The sequence below is a fragment of the Vibrio sp. genome (genome assembly GCF_038138445.1).
Classification (GTDB): Bacteria; Pseudomonadota; Gammaproteobacteria; order Enterobacterales; family Vibrionaceae; genus Vibrio.
The window spans coordinates 1-15143 of sequence record NZ_JAYQDQ010000041.1; the positions used below are offsets into that span (position 1 = coordinate 1).

Here is a 15143-nt window from a genome sequence, read left to right on the forward strand (position 1 = left end):
GAAGGTGGCCGTACAGTAGGTGCTGGTGTTGTTGCTAAGATCTTCGATTAATTCTTAAGAATTTAACGAAATCTTGCATTGTTTTCTTCTTGTATGAAGAAAGCAGGGCATCGAGAAAAAGAGAAGCTTAGGCTTCTCTTTTTCATTATCCGGTTATAAAAAAAATCGTTTTACTTTCATCTCCAGTGTGTTCCCTTAATCTTTATTGTTCCTATAATTCAAAGAGCTATATTTCAGCCAGAAATAAACAGCCTATTTGATGCGATGGTAAGTATTCTTACCACCAGTTCTTACTGTTTTTATATAACAAATCATTCTTAGCGTATTTTCTATATTGTTGGTAATAATAGTAATTATCGTTTGTGTTTGTTTTATGGTTTTTATTATGTATGTTTGTCTATGTCATGGTGTATCAGACAAGAAAATCAAACAATTGATTTTGGAGGAAGGTGTAACAGATATAAAGCAGATAAAGAAATGCACCTCACTTGGTAGCCAGTGTGGCAAATGCGTAAAAATGGCCAAAGAAATCCTAACCGAAACTGGAGTGATAGAATACCCAGAAGCCAGCTAAGGATAGTTTTATTGTCTTTGACACCCTTTGAATTGGTTCTACAGTTTAAATTGGACCAATAGGAGGCGGTGTGTCATGAAAGGCGATCCCATCATAATTCAACATCTCAATAAAATTCTCGGCAATGAATTGGTAGCGATAAACCAATATTTTCTCCATGCACGAATGTACAAAGATTGGGGGCTAAAACATTTAGCAGATAAGGAATATCATGAATCCATTGATGAAATGAAACATGCGGATCATTTGATAGAGCGAATCCTTTTTCTAGAAGGTATTCCGAATTTACAAGATCTTGGCAAACTCATGATTGGTGAAGACACCAAAGAGATGCTTGAATGTGATCTTAAGCTTGAGATGATGGCTATTCCGGATCTCAAGTCCGCCATAGCGTATGCTGAAGACAGTCACGATTATGTGTCGCGCGACTTATTTCAAGAAATCCTAGAGGATGAAGAAGAACACGTTGATTGGCTAGAAACTCAACTGGGTTTGATTGAAATGACAGGTATACAAAATTACCTTCAAGCTCAGTATGTTGATGAAGACTAACCCCACAATTCCATCCTAGTGTTAAAAGCAGCCGAAATAACCATCTTTTGATTGTCGGCTGCTTTATTATTTTCCTTGCTTAAACTGCTTTGTTTCTGTACTATTCGTGCTCCTTAATCTCAGTCAATTATCTTTAGTTCCTTGCTTCCTCTGGATGACTGAGCCATTTGTGGAAGCTGAATAATCCGTAAGGAGCAACCAATGCGTCATTACGAAATCGTATTCATGGTGCACCCAGATCAAAGCGAGCAAGTTGCTGGCATGATCGAGCGTTACACTGGTTCAATCACTGAAGCTGGCGGTACTATCCACCGTCTAGAAGACTGGGGTCGTCGTCAACTGGCTTACCCAATCAACAAGCTTCACAAAGCTCACTACGTTCTAATGAACGTTGAAGCTGACCAAGCTGTAATTGATGAGCTAGAAACTGCTTTCCGTTTCAACGATGCAGTTCTACGTAACATGATCATGCGTACTAAAGCGGCTATCACTGAGCAATCTATCATGCTTAAGCAGAAAGAAGAGCGTGCTCCTCGTCGCGAAGAGCGTGCTGAAGCTAAGCCAGAAGCAGCTGCTGAGTAATTGATACTCAGATTTAGTACTCAGCCTAGTTAGAGCCAATAATTTATTTTGACCCTAACCTAGGCAGATAACTTTACTCAAATTTAAGATCAGGAGATAGCCCATGGCTCGTTTCTTCCGTCGTCGTAAATTCTGCCGTTTTACTGCAGAAGGCGTACAAGAGATTGATTACAAAGACGTAGCAACTCTTAAAAACTACATCACTGAAGCTGGTAAAATTGTACCTAGCCGTATCACTGGTACTAGTGCTAAATATCAGCGTCAGCTAGCTCGCGCTATTAAGCGTTCTCGCTACCTAGCTCTACTACCGTACACTGATAAGCATCAGTAATCGGTTCGTTTTATTAAGAAAGAGGATTAAACAATGCAAGTTATTCTACTTGATAAAATCGGTAACCTAGGTGGTCTTGGTGACACTGTAAACGTTAAATCTGGTTACGCTCGTAACTTCCTTATCCCTCAAGCTAAGGCAGTTATGGCAACTAAAGCTAATGTTGAAATGTTCGAAGCACGTCGTGCTGAGCTAGAAGCTAAAGTTGCTGAGCAACTTTCTGCTGCCCAAGCGCGTGCTGAGAAAGTTAACGCTCTTGAAGCGGTTGTGATTGCTTCTAAAGCTGGTGACGAAGGTAAACTGTTCGGTTCTATCGGTACTCGTGACATCGCTGACGCAATCACTGCGGCTGGCGTTGAAGTAGTGAAAAGCGAAGTTCGCCTTCCAGAAGGTGCACTACGTAACACTGGTGAGTTCGAGATCAGCGTACAACTTCATTCTGAAGTATTCGCGACAGTAGCTCTTCAGGTTGTTGCTGCTGAGTAATTCAGTATCAAAGTATAAAAAGCACCTTCTAGAAGGTGCTTTTTTTATATAGAAAATAAAATATTGATTGAGAAGATGCTATCAGCATTTTGCAGACCTTCGGGAACCCGATCATGATACTGCCGAGAATAGGAAATTTTTAACGCTATATGTTCTGTTATGCTGTTTGTTGCATTAAGGTCGGTATCCGTTCTCACATTGCTGTCACCAGCTACGAGTGTAACGGCCGCTGATAAATTCAAGCTTTTGGTGATATGCCAGTTACTTTTGACATGACCACGAAAGATAGCTTCTTGAACGGTTTCATCAAAAACGATGTCATCGTCGCCAATTTCATCGGTATTGGGCTCTTGATAGCGGTAGCCTGGTCCAAGCTCGAGTTCAAGAAGAAACGCTTCTGTGTTGTAGAACTGGTAACCTAAACCACCAGAGAGCGTATAGTCTTTAAAATAAGCGCTATAACGTGAGTCAACACCTTGAAAGTTACTGTAAAGGTATGTTTTAGGGCCAAGTTTGTAGTCACTCTGTGCTAAATACGTTGACTGTCTTTTGTCTTCTTCACCGTCTTTGTACAACTGGTAATATTTCCATTCTCCTGTTGTACGGTGACGCCCAGATAGATACTCAGCGCTTAACCTTGAGTTGACCGAGCGTGAGTCAGAGTTTCCCGTGTGTGATTGATAACCAAACTCTATTTCGCTCTTCCAAGGGGAGGGGACGTCAATCTTGTTTTGGCTTTGTTCTGATTCATCTGCATTAACGACAGAGCTGAGTAATAGGCTAGTCGTTATGAGCCAAAGTCTTGTCACTCACTGCCTCTTTTTAATCATTGTATTAGGTGAATAGTAGAGAGTTTTTATATAATTTCAGTCAGTTCTAAGTTAATTCTATATGAGATGGATTTAAACCCCTTGTTAATTACAGACATCAGGTTCATTCTAGCTATAATGATCGATCACAATTTTGTTGTTGAGCAATAACATGGCAGATTTTAAAACAGACAATCGTAATAAAAAGCCAACCGACGCCCAAGTAGACGCAATCAAAGCGCCTCCTCATTCTATCGAAGCGGAACAATCCGTTATTGGTGGTTTATTACTTGATAACGAGCGTTGGGATACAGTGGCTGAGCGTGTTGTTGCTAAAGATTTTTATAGTCGTCCTCATCGCTTGATGTTTGAGGCGTCTCGAACGATCCTTGAAGAAAGCAAGCCACTCGATTTGATCACTTTGTCAGAGTACCTAGAGCAGCGTGAGCAACTCGATGATGTTGGCGGATTCGCTTACCTTGCTGATTTGGTGAAAAACACACCGAGTGCGGCCAATATTAATGCCTATGCTGATATTGTCGCAGAGCGTGCTTTGACCCGAGACCTGATTGGTGTTGCAAATGAAATTGCGGATGCCGGTTACGACCCTCAGGGACGCTCCTCTGAAGATTTGTTGGATATGGCGGAAAGCAAAGTTTTTGCTATCGCTGAATCAAGGACCAGCGATAGCGATGGTCCGCAAAATGTCGATAATATTCTTGAAAAAACGCTTGAACGGATAGAAATCCTATATAAATCACCCCAAGATGGTGTTACTGGTGTGACAACAGGATTTACAGACCTAAATAAGAAAACCGCAGGTTTGCAAGGTTCTGATTTGGTGATTGTCGCTGCACGTCCTTCTATGGGTAAAACGACTTTTGCAATGAACTTGTGTGAAAACGCGGCGATGGCGCAGGATAAACCTGTACTCATCTTTTCTTTAGAAATGCCATCAGAGCAGCTTATGATGCGTATGCTCGCATCGCTTTCTCGTGTTGATCAAACCAAGATACGTACTGGCCAATTAGATGATGAAGATTGGGCTCGTATTTCTTCTACCATGGGATTATTAATGGAGAAGAAAAACATCTTTATCGATGATAGCTCAGGTCTTACTCCAACAGAACTGCGTTCAAGAGCTCGGAGAGTGGCTCGTGATAATGGTGGTTTGTCGATGATCATGGTTGACTACCTTCAGCTGATGCGAGTGCCATCTCTCACTGAAAATCGAACCTTAGAAATTGCTGAAATATCCCGCTCACTGAAAGCGCTCGCGAAAGAGCTGAACGTGCCTGTTGTTGCTTTGTCTCAGCTCAACCGTTCATTGGAACAAAGAGCAGATAAGCGACCGGTAAACTCTGACTTGCGTGAATCAGGCTCTATTGAACAAGATGCTGACTTGATAATGTTCATTTATCGAGATGAAGTTTATAACCCAGATAGCCCGATGAAGGGAACGGCAGAAATTATTATCGGTAAGCAGCGAAACGGCCCGATAGGCTCAGTTCGATTGACGTTTCAGGGGCAATGGTCTCGTTTTGATAATTATGCAGGTCCTGCATTTGATGTGGATGATGAATAACCTATGAGTTATATGAAAGCCGCAACGGCGTGTGTTGATTTAGGTGCATTAAAGCACAATCTTAATCAGCTCAAGTCTCAAGCTCCCACCAGCAAGATCATGGCAGTAGTTAAAGCTAATGGGTATGGTCATGGTCTGCGACACATTGCCACCAGCGCTGAGGGTGCTGATGCCTTTGGTGTGGCTAGAATTGAAGAAGCACTACAGCTCCGTGCTAGTGGTATTGTAAAGGCAATCTTACTTCTAGAAGGCTTTTATTCAGCAGGTGATTTAGCCGTGCTGGTGACTAATAATATTCAAACGGTTGTTCACTGTGAAGAGCAGCTGCACGCATTGGAAGCGGCAACCCTTGATACTCCAGTTGTAGTCTGGCTAAAAATCGACAGTGGAATGCATAGGCTCGGTGTTAGACCAGAGCAATACCAAGAGTTCATCACTCGTTTGAAAGCCTGTCCTAATGTTGCCAAACCGCTGCGCTATATGAGCCACTTTGGTTGTGCTGATGAATTAAACAAACCAACTACGACCGAGCAGACAGAGCTTTTCATGTCTTTAACTCAGGGCTGTGAAGGGGAGCGCTCTCTTGCTGCCTCGGCCGGTGTTTTGGCTTGGCCTGAAAGTCAATTGGACTGGATACGCCCCGGCATCATTATGTATGGCGTGTCACCGTTTGGGGATAAAACGGCGGAACAAATGGGTTACCTACCTGTGATGACTCTAAAATCCCATTTGATTGCTGTGCGAGAGGTTAAGGCTGGAGAGAGTGTCGGATACGGCGGCGTATGGACCTCACCGAGGGACACAAAAGTTGGCGTAATAGCGATAGGTTATGGTGATGGCTACCCAAGAATGGCGCCTAACGGAACCCCAGTATTAGTCAATGGTCGTAAAGTCCCAGTTGCCGGACGGGTGTCTATGGACATGTTAACTGTTGACTTAGGGCCAGAAGCGGTTGATAAGGTCGGTGATGAAGCCGTTTTATGGGGACGAGATCTGCCCGTGGAAGAGGTGGCTAATCATATAGGCACTATTGCTTATGAGTTAGTGACCAAGCTTACCTCACGGGTTGAAATGGAATACGTATAAGCCCTAAAAAGCTAAACATATTCTGACCGCCGTTTTATATCCAGATGACAGTTATCGATAGCTCCCTTAATCGGAGCTATTGTCTTTTCAGGCATCTTCACCTTGCAAAGTGGCGATAATGTTACGACTTCCAGCTAGATCTCTGTGCTCACCTAAATAAATACCTTGCCAGGTTCCTAGTGCCAATTGACCATCTTTAATCGGAATACTGACGCAATTTCCTAAGATGGATGTTTTGATATGCGCTGGCATATCATCATCCCCTTCATAGGTGTGTCGATAATACTTGGCTCTTTCAGGAACAAAGTGGTTAAAATGCTGCTCCATATCGTGGCGCACAGTCGGATCTGCATTTTCATTTATGGTCAAACTCGCGGAGGTATGTTGGATAAATAACTGTAATATTCCCACAGAAACTGATGCTAATTCCGGTAATTGTTGTTCTATTTCATCGGTTATAAGATGAAATCCACGTGCTCTCGCTGTGAGTCGAATGGTTTGTTGGCTCCACATACAGCCTCCTCTAAAATCTATTTGGCAAATGACATCATTATCGGTATCGTTATGCGTCAATGTTGTTTTAAGTCGACAAGCTTAATTAGCAGCTAATGTGATTTGACTCAATAATCTTATTGTGTGACTGAGTCATAATGTCGACCTGAAAATTTATTACAAGTTTTTGTTCACTTGTTTAGCTTTGAGAACAGAACTACTTTTGCTTAATTGGGACTGCTACTGATCGCAGTTTTCCTCACTATCATGACCAAACCAAGTAGAATTGTATCTACTCTAACACTGGGAACGTCACCATGTTGAAAAATATTAATCCAACACAAACACCAGCCTGGAAAGCGCTTACACAGCACTTTGAGTCGGCACAAGATATGGATCTAAAGGAGCTATTTGCTCAAGATGAGACACGCTTTGAGAAGTTCTCTGCTCGATTTGGTTCTGATATTCTCGTCGACTACTCAAAGAACCTAATCAATGATGAGACACTCAAGCATTTATTTGCTTTGGCAGACCAAACTGAGCTTAAGTCGGCGATTAACGCTATGTTTGGTGGTGAGGCTATCAACAAGACTGAAGGTCGCGCCGTATTACACACAGCGCTGCGCAATAGAAGTAGCAATCCTGTGTTGGTTGATGGTGAAGATGTCATGCCAGCGGTCAATACAGTGCTGGATAAAATGAAATCTTTTACTGACCGCGTTATCGGCGGCGAGTGGAAAGGGTATACAGGCAAAGCAATCACAGATATTGTCAATATTGGCATTGGTGGTTCTGATCTTGGCCCTTATATGGTCACAGAGGCGTTGGCACCGTATAAAAACCACCTTAATCTGCACTTTGTATCGAATGTGGACGGTACTCATATCGTTGAGACGTTAAAGCCATTAAATCCAGAAACCACGTTGTTTTTGATTGCCTCCAAAACCTTTACCACTCAAGAGACTATGACGAATGCTCATACTGCTCGTGATTGGTTCCTTAAATCGGCTGGTGACAGCCTTCATGTTGCCAAGCATTTTGCCGCGCTTTCTACCAATGCAGATGCTGTGTCTGAGTTTGGTATCGATACCGACAATATGTTTGAGTTTTGGGACTGGGTAGGCGGTCGTTACTCGCTTTGGTCAGCGATTGGTCTATCGATTGCCCTTGCTATTGGCTTTGACAATTTCGTTGAGCTGCTTGAAGGCGCGCATGAAATGGACAACCATTTTGCTTCGGCAGATCTAGAAAATAACTTACCTGTCATTCTTGCTCTGATTGGCTTGTGGTACAACAACTTCCATGGCGCTGAGTCAGAAGCAATTTTACCTTATGATCAATACATGCATCGTTTCGCTGCTTATTTCCAGCAAGGTAATATGGAATCAAATGGTAAGTATGTTGATCGGGATGGCAAAGCTGTCACCTATCAAACAGGGCCTATTATTTGGGGTGAACCAGGCACTAATGGTCAGCATGCTTTTTATCAGTTGATTCATCAGGGCACGAAATTGATCCCTTGTGATTTTATTGCACCTGCACTTAGCCATAATCCCTCTGGTGACCATCATCAGAAATTGATGTCTAACTTCTTTGCTCAAACTGAAGCACTAGCTTTTGGTAAGAGTGAAGCTACTGTACGAGAAGAATTTGCGCAAGCAGGTAAGAGTGAAGAACAAGTTGCAGATCTGGTTCCTTTTAAAGTCTTTGAAGGTAATCGCCCTACAAACTCTATATTAGTCAAGCAAATCACGCCTCGTACATTGGGCAATCTTATTGCAATGTATGAGCACAAGATATTTGTTCAAGGTGTGATCTGGAATATCTTTAGCTTTGACCAGTGGGGTGTGGAGTTAGGTAAGCAACTTGCAAACCAAATCTTACCTGAACTTGCTGATGAGTCAGAAGTGGTGACACACGATAGTTCAACCAACGGGCTAATTAATGCTTTCAAGGCCTTTAAAGCCTAGAGTCTAGTCTTTTATAAATGAACGCCAGCTCACTAGCTGGCGTTGTTATACTGGCGTATCAATCTGCTCAGACAGTATGGTCAATACTACCTTGGGAGTCTGTGTGAGCTGTGAATTTTTGGCCCAATAAGGAAACCAATTGATCGTAATATTGCATATTAGGCTTGTTACCCAGCAGTTTACATAACTCGTTACCAGTTGGACTAAAACGATAGTACAGCAAGCGAACACCTTTAGCGTGAGCTTGAAGTGATAGTTGCTTACCTTGGTAATTGAGTGGCAAGGGAGAGTCTAATTCTATTTCTCCTGATTCGAGTTCAGTACCATGCATTAAGCCGAGCTCAAATAAAACCAGTAGGCTGGAGTAGGGTAGTTGGAAGCTACCGACATTGATATTGCCGGTAATATTACGTTTACCGAAGCTAAAAATCCCCCCTTGGGCACGAAAGCCGATCAAGAGTTTACGGCTGCTATCTCCCCCAAAACTGCAAGCTAAGGAAGCGGCTCTTTGTAATACCTGTGCTTCTTTTGGCGACATATCTTTGAGTGTTTTCAGTGCTTTCATTGAGGTAGAGCCTGGGTTGGTTACCTCACGTTTGAGAACTTGTGCCCAAAGGCGCTGCATGGAAGGATTGTGAACTTCTTGTGCCATATTAAAAAAGCGTTGCAGCCAGTCATGGTCTGGATCGCCTGCCGTTTCATTTTTACATGATAGATGGGCAAGCTTAAGGATTTGCTCTAGATTTTTTTGCTGTAGTTCTTTTTGTCGTCGTTCACGGACTAGAGCTCGTTCCAGTGCCGTTTTTTCAGGCGTCTCTTTTTGCAACATTGCATCAAGCCCATGGGACTGGGCGATATTCATGATGCGACTAGCACTGTCCTTAATATAATTAGGTTTTTTCTCATGTCGTGATTCAGAATTTGGCTCATGATCAATAACCACGGGTTTTTGCTTCTCGGACATGTGAATACCTAGGGCCTATTGACCTTAATAGAAACGAATATCCCTTAAATTTACCTCTTAACAGGCTGATCTGCCAGAGTAACTCTGTGAGCAATCTTTGAAAATTGATCCTATGCCAAATGATAATAACTTGTTAAAATTGTTGTGGATGCTTTGGGGGGATTATGAAGTTTTTAAATGATAATAAACTAAGAAATCACCTATCAATTACCCTATTGTTTCTCGTATATCTCGCTGTACTAGTTTATTTATCTAGATACGTATAAACAAAATCGAATAATTGACAGGTTTTATTTATGTTAATAAATATGATCTTTAGTAGTCATCGTATTCTTCGATGCTCGTGCCTTCCAGCATATAGCCAGTTTCCGCCAAATCATGACTCATGGTGACCGTCTTCAGTTTGCCGACCACATAAATGACATCCCATAGCTGTTGCACAGGAGCTCCTTTTGGCAGCTTGACATATACGATTTGATTTGGTGGCGGTGGGGGAACATGTATACATGCACCAAAATAAGGAACGAGGAGAAACTCAGTCACTTTATTGGCATCGCCTTCTAGCGGAATGACAAATCCAGGGATTTTGACTGAGCTACCGTTCAGATCTTGGCGTACTTTTCCCACCAAAGATTGTTTGGCAGCGCTTCCTGAATGGCTTTTTGCTGGCATACCTTGAGCGTCGAATTGGTTGCGCTCACTTTTTGGGATCAGATCGATCCAATCTAGTTTAAGGACATCACCTTTCTTATTGTCTACAACCTTGCTCTGATCGCTTTTGCTTTCGGTCTTTTGTTTTTGTTCAGCAGAAACTTTGGGCGGCGTTTGTGTGGTTTCTTGCTCAATATTCTTAGTATCTGCAATCTTGCTTTTACTTTCGGCCTTTTGTTTTTGTTCAGCTGAAACGTTAGGCAGCGTTTGTGTTATCTCTTGTTCAATATTGTTAGTCTTATCTTCTTTGGCACTCGCCAAGCCTGCTACCAATGAAGTTGCTACAATAAAAAGAATAAGTAATTGTTTTTTCATAGTTAAACTCTAATTGTCATCCCATCACTCAATGATTGTTTATAGGCGCGAAATGCCGGTATGAAGCCTATAACTGTACCTGCCAGTTGCACGGCTGCAAGAAGCTTCCACTCGTAATGAGATAAGGCGACCATTTCAATATTAATTCCATAATTTTGTTGGATGAAAGGGCTAATACTAGCCAGCAGCGCATACAGGGTGGCGACACCAACGACCAAGCCAAGCAAGGTCAGCGTACTGGCTTCGAGAACAAGTAAGGATAATACGTGTCTTGGCCTTGCGCCCATCGCCCGCAAAATAGCCATTTCGCGCCGACGTTCTTGCAAGCTGGTTAGTAAACTAGACAGCATCCCAAGTAGTCCAGCAATCACAACGAATACAGAAATGACCATGAGTGCTTGCTCTGCAACTGACATCATCCCCCAAAGTTCATGTAATGCAACGCCGGGAAGAATGGCACTTAGAGGCTCTTTCGGATAGGTATTGATTTGTCGCTGTAGTGAAAAAGCTTGAATTTTGGACTTTAAGCCGATGAGCATCGCGGTGATTTGTTTTGGCTGAAAATTCTGCTTTTCCAATTGCTGGGCACTTGGTGTGTTACCAAGGTGTGCTCCTGATTCCCAGCCAACGTGAATTGCTTCTATTGCCTCAAGTGACACGTGTACGGTTTTATCGACAGGGGTCCCTGTTGGGGCAAGTATGCCAACCACTTTAAATGGCAGGTTGTCATGACGACTGAATCCGACATCACTGATCCCATGGGCAATAATAATTTCAGTCCCGATTTGGTATCCCAGCTCACGAGCTACGTCTGAGCCGATAACTGTTTCGAACAGACCTGAGAACTCTCTACCCTGTGACAATTTTAATGGGGATTTTTTCCCGTAGCGGTAATGTTCAAAGTAGCTATGGTTGGTTCCCATAACGCGAAACCCTTTGTGAGAGTCCCCTAAAGAGATGGGAATCGCCCATTTTACTGCTCTATGCTGGCTGAACTCCTGATAACTTTTCCAATCGATATTATTTGTGGCATTACCAATACGAAACACGGAGTAAAGGAGTAAATTAACTTGTCCCGAACGACCACCAACGATGAGATCGGTACCGGAAATGGTATTAGCAAAACTGCTTTTGGCTTGAGTACGAACGCGCTCGACACCAAGTAGTAACACTACCGATATCGCAACCGTCATTATCGTTAACATGGCGGTAACTCGGCGGTTACGGACGCTCTTCCAAGCAAGCATAAGTGTCGGGGTCATGACGCAACTCCTGCTCGATTAATATGATTAAGGTTGAGAGTTCGATCAAACATACTTTCTAGGGTTGGATCGTGACTAACAAACAAAAGGCTCGATTGGGCTTGGTTGACCTGATCCATTAAAAGCTCGATGAAGGCACTGCGATTGTCATAGTCCAATGAAGAGGTCGGCTCGTCGGCAATAACCAATGCAGGTTTGCCAATTAGTGCCCGCGCTGCGGCTACTCGTTGCTGTTGACCAATACTTAGTTCAACCACGGGTTTGTGCATTAACTCACTTGGCAGGTGAAGATTGCCTAGTAAGTCTTTTGCCGCTTCGACCATCGGCTTATCCAGTTTGGATTTTCGTAACTTGGAAAACTGGCAGGGGAGAGTGACATTTTCAATCACGCTAAGGTAAGGCAGTAGATTAAATTGCTGGAAGATATAGCCAATATTATTGGCGCGGAATCTATCTCGTTGTCTACCAGACATCTGCACCAAGTCTTCACCCAGCACGCTGAGTTTGCCAGTATCTATAGTATGAATACCAGTTAAAAGACCCAGTAAAGTTGACTTTCCACAGCCACTTGGACCTTTGATAAACAGATGCTCTCCCACTTGAACAGATAAACTCTCTATATTCAGTGTTGGCGTTTGGTTGCCCGGCCAAGTAAAGGACACTTGATCCAGCTCGACTACACCGTAATTAGTATTTTTTCTCATCGGATATGACCTGAACATATAAGCCTGAAGGGGTCACCTTCAGGCTAACGAGTTTTAAAGTGAAATCTTAGTATTGCTAGAAGATAGTTCTAGGGCGGTTTGGGTCTTATCCGTCAGTAGATTAACACTGATCGACTTTGTTGCTGGAAAGTGAGTAAACCATTGAGTATTAATCGATGAGAGAGCAGCAAGGTTGTCACACTGGTAGTGATATTCAACCGCAAATTCTCCATGCCCACTGTCATGATGGTGTTCTTCGTGTTCATGGTCATCATGGTCGTCGTTGTCAGCATGGTGATCATGATTGTGTTCATCTTGATGATGACTGTCGTGGTCATGTTCGTTATGGCCATCATGATCCTTGTTGTCAGCATGGTGATCATGGTCGTGTTCATCTTTATGATGATTATCGTGCTCATGTTCATCGTGTTTATCCGAACTCAAATTATTGGCGACGGATTGATGCTTTATTTTGCACCCAGCACTGGCAGTCAGAGCAAATAGAGAACCAGCATTTTCTAGTTGTGCAATGGCTTGCTCCAATGTTTTTTGTTGCTGGTCATTTTTAGGCGCATGTTCAAACCCTAACACATCAGCTCCTGGGGCATGAATTTCCATGAGTAATTCCTTGCCATCTTGGGCGATATTGAGTTCAACGTGACCATGCTCGTGAGCATCATGTTGGCGAAACTCTTCATCGGCTACTGCTGATGTACTTAAAACTAGGCTAATAATTGTTGCGACTTTTGTAATGGAATGCATTGTAAATCCTAATCAATGGTAAATTAAAAATGTTGTTGCGTTTTGATACAACCAGTTGCGTGGCATTTTTTCTTCAGATTAGGCTCACTGGTGGAGAGCGGGCGAGATAACCAAACACAGTTTGTTGATACAAATCATACTGTTGATTATCGCTATACTCATGGATTAACGGGTTATCAAATAAGGTTGTTTGACTATAGTTCGAACCATGCTTCAAACAGGAAAAAAGTTGGCAGTGATGCTCGTTATGTTGATTTTCACTGAATTGATACTGATGAGAAATAGAAGCCCAGCTCATCCAAAGCACAAGCACGATTGCAATCACAGCAAGTGTGTTTGAGTGTCGTGTTGATGTTTGATGAGCTCGGGTCATAGGGCTTAATTTAGCATTTGGATTAAAATGTTATATTATAACAACTCAGATGCAAGCGCTATGTTTAAAGTAGCGCTAAATGTTATCTTTGATTAAAGACAGAACTTGCTCAATTTCGTTTTGGTCTAGTGCACCTTCCTTGACGAAAAGCACTTTCCCTTGTTTATCTTGTACAATAATTGCCGATGATTCTTCCTGTAGATCCCAGGCTCCAGCCACTTTGCCATCTTCATCGAGCACCATAGAAGACCAAGGAAAGTCTTTTTTGCTATCTTCCGCTGAAGACTTTACAAAAGAGCCAGTCCCCCAGATAGCGTCATCTTGATTGATGATCGATGTGGTTTGATAGCTATCTTGGGCAAACTTAGAGTCTGTAATGGCTGCCATAAGTGGTTGATTGAGGGCTTTTGAACTGCTGCGGCCCGCGATGGCCTGGATGACTCTCACTTTGCCGAGCATATCTTGAGATGACCACTCTTGATAACTAATGTCATCACCTTTGACTAAGATCTCGCCGTAAGTTTTAACTTCAACAAGAGGCAATGCCTGATCAACTTTAATCTTGTGTGCTGAAGCTGTAAAACTGCATATCATTGTTAAGGCAACCAGCGCTTTTGTTTTCATATTACTTTTCCTTTACTGTGAGCGTACGGATTATATATTGAAAACTTCTGTCTGGGTCAGCGACTCACAAGGATAGAAAACTTTGTTGCATAATTGTGATCTGATCAGCAGCTAACTCATAGTGGTATGTTTAAAAACGCGGGTTCTATTTTCGCTGAGAGTATGGTTCAGCTTGATGTTATAGCCAGCACTTTCGCTGGCTAAACAAGGTATCCGATTGATAGGCTTAGTCACACTATGGAAAACAGACTCCCGTTCCGTTTAGGCCACAATAACCATTGGGGTTTTTGGCTAAATACTGTTGGTGATAGGTTTCTGCAAAGTAGTAGTGACCAGCTTTTGCAATCTCTGTCGTGATGTTGGAGTCGTTAGAGTTAAGCAGTGTTTGATACTCGTCTCTGGAATCTATGGCTCGCTTTAGCTGCTGCTCATCATAGGTATAGATGGCTGAGCGATACTGAGTTCCCATATCATTGCCTTGACGCATTCCTTGAGTGGGATTGTGGCGTTCCCAAAAAGTGCGCAGTAATTGCTCAAAAGAAATGATGTTTGGGTCGAAAACGACTCTCACGACCTCTGTGTGCCCCGTTTTCCCAGAGCAGACCTCCTCGTACGTCGGGTTGGGAGTATAGCCGCCAGAATATCCGACAGAGGTGCTGATAACCCCTTCTAACTGCCAAAACAAACGTTCTGCCCCCCAAAAACACCCCATACCCAATAAGACTTCTTGGCAACCTTGCGGAGGTTTTGCTTTGATGTTTGATTGATTCACGTAGTGCTTATCATCAATGTTTAGTGGCTGATCACGACCAGGAAGGGCTTGTTGGGAGGTGACGGGGGTTTGTTTATCGAGCATGATTCATCTCCTTAAAATGATATTCTTGGGAGTAGACCGCTTAATTGACGGTTTTCGTACAGACATCTTTTTGCAGTGACGTTATTATTTCGTAACGACGTATAG

17 protein-coding genes and 1 pseudogene are annotated in these 15143 nt (G+C 42.8%); 8 read left to right on the plus strand and 10 right to left on the minus strand.

The window, feature by feature from the left end; translation table 11 throughout:
• Positions 1 to 385 precede the first annotated feature (385 nt).
• The 5 genes from AAFM34_RS11890 to rplI all read left to right on the plus strand — a co-directional run bounded on the left by AAFM34_RS11890 (position 386) and on the right by rplI (position 2525).
• Positions 386 to 574 (plus strand): bacterioferritin-associated ferredoxin, encoded by a 189-nt coding sequence (locus tag AAFM34_RS11890; protein ID WP_341663116.1) that lies wholly within the window; start codon positions 386 to 388, stop codon positions 572 to 574.
• A gap of 75 nt (positions 575 to 649) precedes the next feature.
• A complete protein-coding gene (gene bfr, locus AAFM34_RS11895; protein WP_341663118.1) occupies positions 650 to 1126 on the plus strand; it encodes a bacterioferritin in 477 nt (158 codons plus the stop codon).
• 201 nt (positions 1127 to 1327) lie between these two features.
• On the plus strand, positions 1328 to 1708 hold the full coding sequence (rpsF, locus tag AAFM34_RS11900) for a 30S ribosomal protein S6 (RefSeq protein WP_004747103.1): 381 nt from the start codon (positions 1328 to 1330) through the stop codon (positions 1706 to 1708).
• A gap of 103 nt (positions 1709 to 1811) precedes the next feature.
• Complete coding sequence (gene rpsR, locus AAFM34_RS11905; RefSeq protein WP_000090472.1) at positions 1812 to 2039, plus strand: 30S ribosomal protein S18; 228 nt, start codon at positions 1812 to 1814, stop codon at positions 2037 to 2039.
• Between the two features lie 33 nt (positions 2040 to 2072).
• Positions 2073 to 2525 (plus strand): 50S ribosomal protein L9, encoded by a 453-nt coding sequence (rplI, locus tag AAFM34_RS11910; protein WP_114787539.1) that lies wholly within the window; start codon positions 2073 to 2075, stop codon positions 2523 to 2525.
• Between the two features lie 44 nt (positions 2526 to 2569).
• On the opposite strand, the gene AAFM34_RS11915 is transcribed toward rplI, so the two are convergent.
• Entirely contained in the window at positions 2570 to 3334 is a 765-nt protein-coding gene (locus AAFM34_RS11915; protein WP_341663122.1) for a DUF481 domain-containing protein, read from the minus strand.
• 172 nt (positions 3335 to 3506) lie between these two features.
• On the opposite strand from AAFM34_RS11915, the gene AAFM34_RS11920 reads away from it, so the two are divergent.
• Together AAFM34_RS11920 and alr are read left to right on the plus strand one after the other, a co-directional pair.
• On the plus strand, positions 3507 to 4919 hold the full coding sequence (locus AAFM34_RS11920) for a replicative DNA helicase (protein ID WP_160932216.1): 1413 nt from the start codon (positions 3507 to 3509) through the stop codon (positions 4917 to 4919).
• 12 nt (positions 4920 to 4931) lie between these two features.
• A complete protein-coding gene (gene alr, locus AAFM34_RS11925; RefSeq protein WP_341663152.1) occupies positions 4932 to 6005 on the plus strand; it encodes an alanine racemase in 1074 nt (357 codons plus the stop codon).
• Between the two features lie 87 nt (positions 6006 to 6092).
• On the opposite strand, the gene AAFM34_RS11930 is transcribed toward alr, so the two are convergent.
• The gene (locus AAFM34_RS11930) at positions 6093 to 6518 is read right to left on the minus strand and encodes a secondary thiamine-phosphate synthase enzyme YjbQ (RefSeq protein WP_341663125.1); all 426 of its coding nucleotides are present in this window, start codon (positions 6516 to 6518) and stop codon (positions 6093 to 6095) included.
• Between the two features lie 296 nt (positions 6519 to 6814).
• Between AAFM34_RS11930 and pgi the strand changes: the two genes are divergently transcribed.
• Complete coding sequence (pgi, locus tag AAFM34_RS11935) at positions 6815 to 8467, plus strand: glucose-6-phosphate isomerase (RefSeq protein ID WP_341663127.1); 1653 nt, start codon at positions 6815 to 6817, stop codon at positions 8465 to 8467.
• A gap of 67 nt (positions 8468 to 8534) precedes the next feature.
• Here pgi and AAFM34_RS11940 read toward each other — a convergent pair whose 3' ends face one another.
• From AAFM34_RS11940 to msrA, 8 genes and pseudogenes are all read right to left on the minus strand, one after another.
• Positions 8535 to 9431: a TIGR03899 family protein gene (locus AAFM34_RS11940; RefSeq protein WP_341663129.1), complete on the minus strand. Its 897-nt coding sequence runs from the start codon at positions 9429 to 9431 to the stop codon at positions 8535 to 8537.
• A gap of 315 nt (positions 9432 to 9746) precedes the next feature.
• A pseudogene (locus tag AAFM34_RS11945) lies at positions 9747 to 10172 on the minus strand (DUF3299 domain-containing protein); the annotation flags it as partial.
• Between the two features lie 287 nt (positions 10173 to 10459).
• Positions 10460 to 11719, minus strand: a complete 1260-nt coding sequence (locus AAFM34_RS11950; RefSeq protein WP_341663131.1) for an ABC transporter permease — start codon at positions 11717 to 11719, stop codon at positions 10460 to 10462.
• A complete protein-coding gene (locus AAFM34_RS11955) occupies positions 11716 to 12423 on the minus strand; it encodes an ABC transporter ATP-binding protein (RefSeq protein WP_341663133.1) in 708 nt (235 codons plus the stop codon). The genes AAFM34_RS11950 and AAFM34_RS11955 overlap by 4 nt, the downstream gene beginning before the upstream one ends.
• A gap of 54 nt (positions 12424 to 12477) precedes the next feature.
• Complete coding sequence (locus AAFM34_RS11960) at positions 12478 to 13185, minus strand: DUF2796 domain-containing protein (RefSeq protein ID WP_341663134.1); 708 nt, start codon at positions 13183 to 13185, stop codon at positions 12478 to 12480.
• A 73-nt stretch (positions 13186 to 13258) separates the two neighbouring features.
• On the minus strand, positions 13259 to 13558 hold the full coding sequence (locus tag AAFM34_RS11965; protein WP_341663135.1) for a DUF2607 family protein: 300 nt from the start codon (positions 13556 to 13558) through the stop codon (positions 13259 to 13261).
• A 75-nt stretch (positions 13559 to 13633) separates the two neighbouring features.
• The gene (locus AAFM34_RS11970; RefSeq protein WP_341663136.1) at positions 13634 to 14182 is read right to left on the minus strand and encodes a YtfJ family protein; all 549 of its coding nucleotides are present in this window, start codon (positions 14180 to 14182) and stop codon (positions 13634 to 13636) included.
• Positions 14183 to 14417: 235 nt separating this feature from the next.
• Complete coding sequence (gene msrA, locus AAFM34_RS11975; RefSeq protein ID WP_341663137.1) at positions 14418 to 15038, minus strand: peptide-methionine (S)-S-oxide reductase MsrA; 621 nt, start codon at positions 15036 to 15038, stop codon at positions 14418 to 14420.
• Positions 15039 to 15143: the final 105 nt, after the last annotated feature.

Excerpts from the sequence above, each read along its gene's own strand:
- rpsR (WP_000090472.1), top strand. The coding sequence starts at position 1,812 with ATGGCTCGTTTCTTCCGTCGTCGTAAATTCTGCCGTTTTACTGCAGAA.
- AAFM34_RS11930 (WP_341663125.1), bottom strand. The coding sequence starts at position 6,518 with ATGTGGAGCCAACAAACCATTCGACTCACAGCGAGAGCACGTGGATTT.
- AAFM34_RS11955 (WP_341663133.1), bottom strand. The coding sequence starts at position 12,423 with ATGAGAAAAAATACTAATTACGGTGTAGTCGAGCTGGATCAAGTGTCC.
- bfr (WP_341663118.1), top strand. The coding sequence starts at position 650 with ATGAAAGGCGATCCCATCATAATTCAACATCTCAATAAAATTCTCGGC.
- AAFM34_RS11920 (WP_160932216.1), top strand. The coding sequence starts at position 3,507 with ATGGCAGATTTTAAAACAGACAATCGTAATAAAAAGCCAACCGACGCC.
- rplI (WP_114787539.1), top strand. The coding sequence starts at position 2,073 with ATGCAAGTTATTCTACTTGATAAAATCGGTAACCTAGGTGGTCTTGGT.
- alr (WP_341663152.1), top strand. The coding sequence starts at position 4,932 with ATGAAAGCCGCAACGGCGTGTGTTGATTTAGGTGCATTAAAGCACAAT.
- rpsF (WP_004747103.1), top strand. The coding sequence starts at position 1,328 with ATGCGTCATTACGAAATCGTATTCATGGTGCACCCAGATCAAAGCGAG.
- AAFM34_RS11970 (WP_341663136.1), bottom strand. The coding sequence starts at position 14,182 with ATGAAAACAAAAGCGCTGGTTGCCTTAACAATGATATGCAGTTTTACA.
- AAFM34_RS11960 (WP_341663134.1), bottom strand. The coding sequence starts at position 13,185 with ATGCATTCCATTACAAAAGTCGCAACAATTATTAGCCTAGTTTTAAGT.
- AAFM34_RS11890 (WP_341663116.1), top strand. The coding sequence starts at position 386 with ATGTATGTTTGTCTATGTCATGGTGTATCAGACAAGAAAATCAAACAA.
- AAFM34_RS11965 (WP_341663135.1), bottom strand. The coding sequence starts at position 13,558 with ATGACCCGAGCTCATCAAACATCAACACGACACTCAAACACACTTGCT.
- AAFM34_RS11950 (WP_341663131.1), bottom strand. The coding sequence starts at position 11,719 with ATGACCCCGACACTTATGCTTGCTTGGAAGAGCGTCCGTAACCGCCGA.
- AAFM34_RS11940 (WP_341663129.1), bottom strand. The coding sequence starts at position 9,431 with ATGTCCGAGAAGCAAAAACCCGTGGTTATTGATCATGAGCCAAATTCT.
- msrA (WP_341663137.1), bottom strand. The coding sequence starts at position 15,038 with ATGCTCGATAAACAAACCCCCGTCACCTCCCAACAAGCCCTTCCTGGT.
- pgi (WP_341663127.1), top strand. The coding sequence starts at position 6,815 with ATGTTGAAAAATATTAATCCAACACAAACACCAGCCTGGAAAGCGCTT.